At 42.2% G+C, this 9,023-nt stretch carries 5 protein-coding genes and 1 pseudogene; 3 read left to right on the forward strand and 3 right to left on the reverse strand.

All coding sequences use genetic code 11. The features are described 5' to 3' along the window. Positions 1–4: 4 nt before the first annotated feature. From KS419_RS13400 to KS419_RS13410, 3 genes are read left to right on the forward strand one after another with little or no spacing between them, the layout of a single operon-like run. The gene (locus KS419_RS13400; RefSeq protein ID WP_217066914.1) at positions 5–3,073 is read left to right on the forward strand and encodes a serine-rich family protein; all 3,069 of its coding nucleotides are present in this window, start codon (positions 5–7) and stop codon (positions 3,071–3,073) included. Then, positions 3,073–3,756 (forward strand): hypothetical protein, encoded by a 684-nt coding sequence (locus tag KS419_RS13405; protein ID WP_217066915.1) that lies wholly within the window; start codon positions 3,073–3,075, stop codon positions 3,754–3,756. Before KS419_RS13400 ends, KS419_RS13405 begins: the two co-directional genes overlap by 1 nt. Positions 3,757–3,761: 5 nt before the next feature. After that, on the forward strand, positions 3,762–4,424 hold the full coding sequence (locus tag KS419_RS13410; RefSeq protein WP_217066916.1) for a hypothetical protein: 663 nt from the start codon (positions 3,762–3,764) through the stop codon (positions 4,422–4,424). A gap of 1,182 nt (positions 4,425–5,606) precedes the next feature. Here KS419_RS13410 and KS419_RS13415 read toward each other — a convergent pair. The 3 genes and pseudogenes from KS419_RS13415 to KS419_RS13420 all read right to left on the reverse strand — a co-directional run. Next, positions 5,607–8,168: a beta-mannosidase gene (locus KS419_RS13415; protein WP_217066917.1), complete on the reverse strand. Its 2,562-nt coding sequence runs from the start codon at positions 8,166–8,168 to the stop codon at positions 5,607–5,609. A gap of 367 nt (positions 8,169–8,535) precedes the next feature. After that, positions 8,536–8,646: pseudogene (locus KS419_RS25685) on the reverse strand (Rv1352/Rv1906c domain-containing protein); the annotation flags it as partial. Between the two features lie 162 nt (positions 8,647–8,808). Continuing rightward, positions 8,809–9,023, reverse strand: a 215-nt coding sequence (locus KS419_RS13420) for a zinc ribbon domain-containing protein (RefSeq protein WP_217065473.1), incomplete at its 5' end; no start/stop codon positions are given.

The following is a 9,023-nucleotide window of genomic DNA, read 5'->3' on the forward strand; positions in this document are numbered from 1 at the left end:
TCCCATGGAAAAAGACACATTTGTACTAGACTTCATCTCAAACCAAACTAACTATTACTTAGGGAATAATCATCGATTGAAGACAAAGGAATTGGATACGCTTTTGCTTCAGGACGTTTCTTTTTATCATATTGAAGAGTTAACGTTTGAAGATCAGTCTCCAAGAAAAGAAGCGTTTGAAAATGTCCTGAGTGCTCTCCGGATTGAAGGGGTGAGTTTTATCTACCTAATCCTTGGAGATCAAAACGGGGTTCAATTTTATTTCGGTGTCGTCCGAAAGTTAAATGAAGGAACAGCACAACCTTTATCTATTAATATTAATGAAATTGGAGAAAACATTTTACGCCCCAGTTTAAGCGGGAACTTCCGTGGAAGTAAAATTACGGAAGTTCCCCCAAAAAGAAAACAGCAGCTTCTCCAGTCTATCCAATCCATGGAGTATGGAGGATTTCTGGAGGGGGTTCCTGGAATTAACGAAGACAGCAAGGACTTTCAAGGGGTTGACAGATTAATCGATGTGATGTTGGGAGATCAATTCGGGTTAGTCATCATCGCTGATCCAATGGACCAAGCATCCATCACCGAAATGGAAAAGAACGTAAACCATGCCTACTCCTCCATCACTCCACTTACGAAAAAGAATGTGCAGGAGGGAAATAGTTTCGGGGTCAACGAAGGGAAAACCAAAACAACAACGCACTCTAACGTAAACGGAACGACGATTACGGTGGGAAAAACAGAAGGGCAATCCACAAACGAAGGTGGCAGCTCCGGAACTTCCAAGTCAACCACAAAGGGAACTTCCAAATCCCATAATAATAATCAGCGGAGTGAAACGGAATCAGGCCAGGAAGGGAGTAGCACCTCTGATACTTGGGGAAAAAGTGAGTCGGAAAGTTCCACAGAAAGTAATGCCACCTCCACCTCCATTACAAATGGAGAATCAGCAACTGAAAGCACTGGGCATACAAAGAGTGAGAACCAATCCGTCACACTGGAATTTATCAACAAAGAAGCACAAGAATGGCTAAAGTATTTGGATGAGGTAATCCTTCCGAGACTTGATTATGGAAAAGGGAATGGAATTTTTATTACGAGTGCATTTCTCCTCTCCAATAACAAATTAAATTTATTTAAACTGGGGAATACGATGCGTTCCCTCTATTCAGGAAAAAGCGGTAACAAGGTACCATTAACATTAAATATAACAGATAACAAACGGTTGTTGGATAGCTTTAAGAAGTTCCAACTTCCGAGGGGAACTCTTGAAAAGACGACACAAAACGAATTGTTTTCCAGATCGGTTCTCTCTCAAGTGGTGACGGATTCGAAGGCATATTTAGGAAACTGGATTTCAACGAATGAACTGAGTTTAATCGCTGGATTACCTCAAAAGGAAGTCGTTGGCTTGAGTTTGAAAGAAGAAGTGGAATTTGGGCTTAACTTCAACTCCCTTCCCCATTCCAGGAAGGGAGAGGATCATTCAGAGGAAACCCAGTCTATTCCTTTGGGAAATTTAGTCCAGAGCGGCAGGGAGTTACAGACCATTGAAGTCTCCCTTGAAAAGGAAAATTTAAATAAGCACATCTTTGTGACAGGAGTAACTGGGAGTGGAAAAACCACTACTTGTCAGAAACTGCTTGTGGACAGTGAACTTCCGTTTCTCGTCATAGAACCGGCCAAAACTGAGTATCGAATTTTACACGAACGGTTTGATGATTTACTCATTTTTACCCTTGGGAAAAATACGATTGCTCCGTTCCGATTGAATCCATTCGAGTTTTTTGAACATGAAAGTATCACTTCAAGAGTGGACATGATTAAAGCCAGTTTGGAGGCATCCTTCAAAATGGAAGCGGCTATCCCTCAGTTGCTAGAAGCGGCTATTTATGAATGTTATGAAGATTATGGTTGGAATATTGCCACAAACAAAAATAAGTTCTATTCGAACCCGTTTGAAGATGGAATCTTTCCCTTCCCCACTCTCGAGGATTTACTACATAAGATCGAGAAGGTTGTCCATCAACAAGGATTTGATGATCGATTAAAAAATGATTATATCGGTTCAATCAAAGCAAGGCTGCAAGGGTTATTAGTTGGAACGAAAGGGCTTATTTTGAACACAAAAAGATCCATTGATTTTGAAAGCCTATTGGAACGGAGAGTTATCTTGGAATTGGAGGAAATCCGAAGTGGCAGTGAAAAATCTTTAATGATGGGATTTATCTTAACCAACCTCATGGAAGCCATGAAAGCCAAGTTTTTCAAAACAGGGGAATTTAAACACATTACATTAATGGAAGAAGCACATCGTCTTTTAAGTAAATACGTTCCTGGGGAAAGTTTAACTAAAAAACAAGGGGTAGAAGTGTTTACGGACATGCTAGCTGAAGTTCGTAAATATGGAGAATCCCTCATCATTGTGGATCAGATTCCCGATAAGCTCACGTCAGAAGTCCTGAAGAATACAAACACCAAAATTGTCCATAAGATTTTTGCAAAAGATGATAAAGAAGCAATTGGAAATACGATGGCGTTAAGTGACGAACAAAAGAACTTCTTATCCAACCTGGAAGTGGGAAGGGCCATTGTTTTCACACAAGGGTGGAATAAAGCGTTACAAGTCCAAATTATTCCCACAACGAATACAACCGGGACTTTCCAGACATTAGAACAGGAATTACGGGAAAGAATTCTACGATTCTATCAATCATCGTATAAAAAAGGGATCTTTGCTGGTATTGAATGGTTAGAGCAGGAACCAAGCGTTGAATTTTTGGAAAAATACATTGATTTATTGCAAGACAAGGAACTATTCTCCATGTACCGGGATGCTATCAACCAAAATAAATTAAAGGGATTTAAAGAGTTTTTAGAAACTATGTTAACGGATTTTCCGATGGAAATGGACATGCTTTATCACATCATTGCCGTTCAGCTTTATAAGCACCAAAAGGATTGCAGTTTAGAAGAACGAAAAGGATATATAAACGATTTTTTCCAAGATGTTCTGAAAGACAACATAAAACAAACGATCAACCATCACAGTGATCATTTAAGGGGGATTTCATAATGGGTTTTGGAGCATTTTTAACAGGGATTGTAGGTCCAGTTGTAACGGTTATTACTAACTGTTCCAGTGCCATCGGAACTGCGCTTACAAATTTAGCAAGAACGATCGTAGTCAATGGACCAAAAATTGAAATGATTTTAAGAGTTATATCAGCGGCTGTAGAGACTTTGTCTCAAATATTCGGTCTAATAAACAAAGATGAAACGGCGGAAGATCTTGGGGCGAAAGCGGCAGAAAGCGATAAATCAGCAGAAGAATTTCAATCTACAGAGGATTACATCCAGTATTTGCGTGAGGAAGTTCAATTGGATGCGGAAAAAATGAAAAACTTAAAACCGGAAGAAAGAATGGCATATACGGCCATCGGTACCGCAATCCTTGCGAAAGGCATTGAAGAAAAAGCGGAGATTAGTATCCCTGCTGATTTCTGGGTGGAAGTTGGGAAACAAAACATGAAAGCAGAAGAAGTGAAGGCTTATATTGAACAGTTTAAAGTGAACGGATTTGAAGAGTTAAAGTTAAGTGACTATTTAAAAGGAAACCTGTCTATCTCTGAAAACAAACAGATTGCCTCCATTATGGAAAGCACACTAAAGGAGTTAAATTCCGAACTCTCTGCGGAGGAAATTCAAGAAAAGATGATGGAAATGAAACAAATTAGTAATGAAACTGAAGGTAGGTAATATCAGTGATTCATAAGTATCTCTTCTTTATCCGTCATGGAAAAATAAGAACCTATCATTTTAGAGGGGGCTCTTTCGAACTTATTCCCCACAAAGGGAATGACTATTATTCCTCTGTAAATGCATCGCCAGGAGTATTTTGGGATTGGTGGAAAAAGGTGTCGTCCTTCATCAACGGAGAAGACGAAGTGGATTTTTGTTTTATGAATGACCAAGAATACTTGCCAGATGGAATGAGATGGTGTGTTAATGTAGGTTTGAAAAAGGAGTCGAACTCGGGTTCAAACCCCACCACTTCACCTTTAGTGGGACAGTTGACAGAAGAACTCCCTCCACCAGTACATAGTTCCTGGAAAACGGAAGAACTGGACATGTTCTTAGAAAAGTTCTCGAAGTATTCGAAAGTTATCATGCAGGAATCCAAATTACATCCACTACTTGATAGCGATAGCTCTCAGGTGGGCAGTTTAAGTGATAAGGGATACAGTGGCGATGATGGGTTTAAATTTGGCAAGAACATCTATGTATTCTTTTATCCTCAGACTAAGTTTCAAAATGCCTCAAATGGAAAGAATGATAATTTGGAAACTGACGATGAAACGAAAGATAGCTTACTATCTATTTATTACCGAAATAAAACGAAAAGTTATGAAAATCTGAATAACTAACTAAGGAAGCAATCCCAAGGGTAATCCTGTTGGGATTGCTTTTTTTTGTTTTCTCTGAACGGGGAATAGTAGTCTGGTTATAATGTGACCTCGCTCCAACCGCCACTCGATGCTTGATCAGTTCTCGACTCGAGATTTACCCTCTCATTCATGTAATCCGTCTGGAGATTGAAGCTGGTCGGGCTGGTATTTGGTAAAATGTTGGTGGATGTTGGTGGATCTTGTGACCGTACGGATGCTTCAGCTGGAGTTTCGGTAGGTAGTTGCTACATCTTCTGACCAAAACGGAGCTTCAGCCGGAGGTTCGGTAGGAAGTTGCTACATCTTCTGACCAAACGGTTCCGTCTGCCGGAGGTTCGGTAGGAAGTTGCTACATCTTCTGACCGAACGGATGCTTCAGACGGTGTTTCGGTAGGTAGTTGCTCCATCTTCTGACCGAACGGTTGCTTCAGACGGAGGTTCGGTAGAAAGTTGCTACATCTTCTGACCGAACGGTTGCTTCAGACGGAGGTTCGGTAGAAAGTTGCTACATCTTCTGACCGAACGGTTCCGTCTGCCGGAGGTTCGGTAGGAAGTTGCTACATCTTCTGACCGAACGGATGCTTCAGACGGAGGTTCGGTCAGAAGTTACCCCATCTTCTGACCAAACGGATGCTTCAGACGGAGGTTCGGTAGGAAGTTGCTACATCTTCTGACCCAACGGTTCCGTCTGCCGGAGGTTCGGTAAGAAGTTACCCCATCTTCTGACCAAACGGATGCTTCAGACGGTGTTTCGGTAGGAAGTTGCTACATCTTCTGACCGAAACGGATCTTCTGCCGGAGGTTCGGTAGGAAGTTGCTACATCTTCTGACCGAACGGGAGCTTCAGACGGAGGTTCGGTAGGAAGTTGCTACATCTTCTGACCGAAACGGATCTTCAGCCGGAGGTTCGGTAGGAAGTTGCTACATCTTCTGACCGAACGGGAGCTTCAGCCGGAGGTTCGGTAGGAAGTTGCTACATCTTCTGACCCAACGGGAGCGTCAGCTGGAGTTTCGGTAGGAAGTTGCTACATCTTCTGACCGAACGGTTCCGTCTGCCGGAGGTTCGGTAGGAAGTTGCTACATCTTCTGACCGAAACGGATCTTCTGCCGGAGGTTCGGTAGGAAGTTGCTCCATGCCGCACTATCTCACCCATTAGACTCTTAATTCCTTTTCACTTCCAGATCATAAACGGTCTGAATCTTCAGCTGGCGTTTTAAATCAGCTAAGGAATATTCCTTTTTGCTCAAGCTTTCTTTCCAAATAGACACCACAAACTCACGATGAGGTACTAGGTCAAAGTAGTTATTATTGAATTTACAATCAGCCTCCGTTAGATCTAGGAAAACAAATTTCACAAATGCCGAACTTGTCAATCGAACCACAAACTGGTCCTCCAGCTCTTCCACATTCACTGAAATTTTTGGGTCTAACCAATCAAAGTGTTTTGGAGGGACAAACAACGTCGTTCCTTCACTGAGAATGTTTCCATCCTGTTCAAAATAAAAATGCAGATATGTCTTTCGCAAAGCAGAGCCATTATCAAATTCAACCGATCCGTCAGTGCCAGCATACGAGTGAACCTCAACCTCATCCTTATCTGAATCCCATTGCCTTTTCAGATCCTTCGTAAAATCCATCTCCACAATTTTTTTCGCCGATAACGCTTCTACTTCAACTTCTTGGCTGCCCCTGCTCAAGACAGTGCCATCGTGGGAACACAATTGCCAATGTACGTCTCCAACAACCAAATCTCGCGTATCGTTCGTTAATGTCAGGCTTGCCTCAGTCCCTTCCTCTTCACAAGACAACAGGACAGGAGCATAGAACTTTTTCGCCGCATAATGGAGTGCCTTCCATCTGCCGTAATAATCCACGCTCGACCAGGAAGATACCGGCCAACAATCATTCATCTGCCAGTATGTGGAACCCATGCACCTGCCCCGGTGACGGCGCCAATGCTCTACCCCGTATTTGATCGCTTCCGCCTGAAGCACTTGCGAGGCATACACGAGACTTTCAAAGTCCTCCGGGTACTTTAAATACTGGCTCAGATAATGGAGAATCAGACCATTTCCCGCTTCATTCTTCTGATGCTTTTCCATAACATGGGAAAAAAGATTTCGGTCCTCTGGTACAGTGAACTCCTCAATCGTTTTCATAGATGGCAGCGATTCGAATCCGAACTCTGAACAGAAACGGAAATAGAAATTGCGGTATTCAGTGAACGGCTTTTTCCCATGCCACACTTGCCAATAGTGGACATCTCCCCGATTCGGGTCATTGGGATCGTCAAACCCACCTCCTGAAGATGGGGATGCTGGCCAATAGAATGTATTTGGATCCTCCCTTTTTACGATCTCAGGGAGAATTTTTTCAAACAGTTCCAAGTAATCCTCACGGAGATAATCCGGCTTTGGAAAATCCCATCCTTCCCACGCTTCCTCCATCTCATTGTTTCCGCACCAGAGTCCTAACGAGGCATGATGGCGAAGACGACGGATGTTGTCGACGGCTTCCTCTTTGACCGTTTCTTTAAATTCATCTGTGAGCTGATATGTAGCACAGGCAAACATAAAATCCTGCCAGACGATTAATCCATATTCATCACACAGATCATAAAAATGGTCGCTCGGATAAATACCGCCTCCCCAGACGCGGATGCAATTGAAGTTGGCGTCCACGCAATCCTGAATCAAATTCTCTGTTGTGTACCCAGACTTCCGTGTCAGCAAATTGTCTTCAGGAATGTAATTAGCCCCCATGGCAAACAAATCAACTCCATTGACGACAAATTCAAATGCTTCCCCCCACTCATCCTTCTCCCGGTTTACTTCTATTGTACGTAACCCAATTTTCATTTCCTTACAATCGATCACCGTGTCATCATACTTCAACAATACTTCCACTTCATAGAGGGGCTGTTTGCCATAACCATTTGGCCACCACAATTGGGGATTTTCCACTTGTATCTCCACTTGTTCCTTCCCATGAACGGTTGGTATTCCCACCACTTGTTTTTTCCCAGAAGGGTCCGTTAAGTGAACTTCTCCCTCAAGAGGTGTGTCCCTGTCCCCAAAGTGACTCACCTTCACATCAATCATGAGAGTAACTTCCCCGTCCTTGTGGTGTTGCGTTATGTATATATCCTCCAGTCTGCCGTTTTCATAGCCTTCGACTGCAATGTCTCGCCAAATTCCCATGTCCGGCAACTGCGGCCCCCAATCCCAGCCAAACATATAATGGGCTTTACGGATTTGAGAGATTCCCGGCATGGGGCCATTCAATGTATTCCACACATCCGGAAACTCCTTTAGCAACTTTTTTGTATAGTTGGTTGGGGAAAAAAAGGTTACCGCTATGGTATTGGAGCCTTCCTGAACATTCGGTTTTATGTCTACTTCATAGCTCCGGTGCATGTTGTCCGTGGTGATGATGCTCTCCCCGTTAATAAAAAGGTCAGCAAGTGTGTCCAGACCTTTTGTAGATAATACGATCCTATCGCAAGCCATCAACTTGCTGTCCACATGAAACTCCCGTTCATATTGATAATCAAATTTTGTCCATTCTTTTACAAAGTCTTCATTGTCCCGGTAAAAGGGATCGGGAATTTTTTCCGCCGCTAAAAGGTCCCACAAAACCGAACCTGGCACTGTCGCCTCAATCCATTCCTTGTCTTGTACCTTTTTCATCTTCCAACTTCCGTTTAAATCCACTTTCATCATATGGCCGGTCCTCCTTTGTTGACATAACTTTACAAAATACTGTAATTCAATTTATAGCCTGCTCTTTATTTCATTTTATCATTAAACTACATTAGGGCCATTAGAAATGGACGCAGACGATTTATGACACTTTAAACCAAGCGTCTCCTTCCATAATCGGTCTTCTTTTATTTAGAAATACGATATTAAGAAACGGCGGTAATGGTAACGATACACTTTATTTTTTCAAAATCTTGTTTTTCGGACAATTAAGAAAAGCCCATATGGTACTCACCCTAAAGTATGAATTTCACTTTAACGGTTAGGGGCCACCGGGCTTTTTATACTTTTTATATTATTTCGTGAACAAATTCAGCTGCATCAATAACTAATCTATCTTTGTCCACACTCCGGAGCCTGACGTTTCGAAACCGAAGTCACTGGATGAAATTTCAACAATGACAGACCCATCTACAATATCATTTGCGATGATATGATTAAGGTCTCCTTTGAACTACTCACCACTTAACACCCTTTCGGGTTGTTAGAAGTGGGAGATTCTTGGGAATAGAGCGTACTTGTTAGCGTATTTCTTTGCCAACAGAGGTTTCTCTTATTGACCAAGCTATCCCCGTAGATTCCTACGGTTCTATTTTTTTGTTTAAGCCAAAACTAAGGTTCTTAAACCTTCGGCTAGGATATTTTTGCTGGCATTTATATCTCTATCGTGATGTTCGTTGCAAACAGGACAAGTCCAATCCCTTATTTCAAGAGATTTCTTGCCATCTTGATGTCCACAATCGGAACATATTTGACTAGACGGAAACCATCTGCTTATTTTCACGATTGTTTTACCATACCATTTCGCTTTGTATT

This window comes from Evansella tamaricis (assembly GCF_019042215.1).
Taxonomy (GTDB): Bacteria; Bacillota; Bacilli; order Bacillales; family Salisediminibacteriaceae; genus Evansella; species Evansella tamaricis.

Excerpts from the sequence above, each read along its gene's own strand:
- KS419_RS13405 (WP_217066915.1), top strand. The coding sequence starts at position 3,073 with ATGGGTTTTGGAGCATTTTTAACAGGGATTGTAGGTCCAGTTGTAACG.
- KS419_RS13400 (WP_217066914.1), top strand. The coding sequence starts at position 5 with ATGGAAAAAGACACATTTGTACTAGACTTCATCTCAAACCAAACTAAC.
- KS419_RS13415 (WP_217066917.1), bottom strand. The coding sequence starts at position 8,168 with ATGATGAAAGTGGATTTAAACGGAAGTTGGAAGATGAAAAAGGTACAA.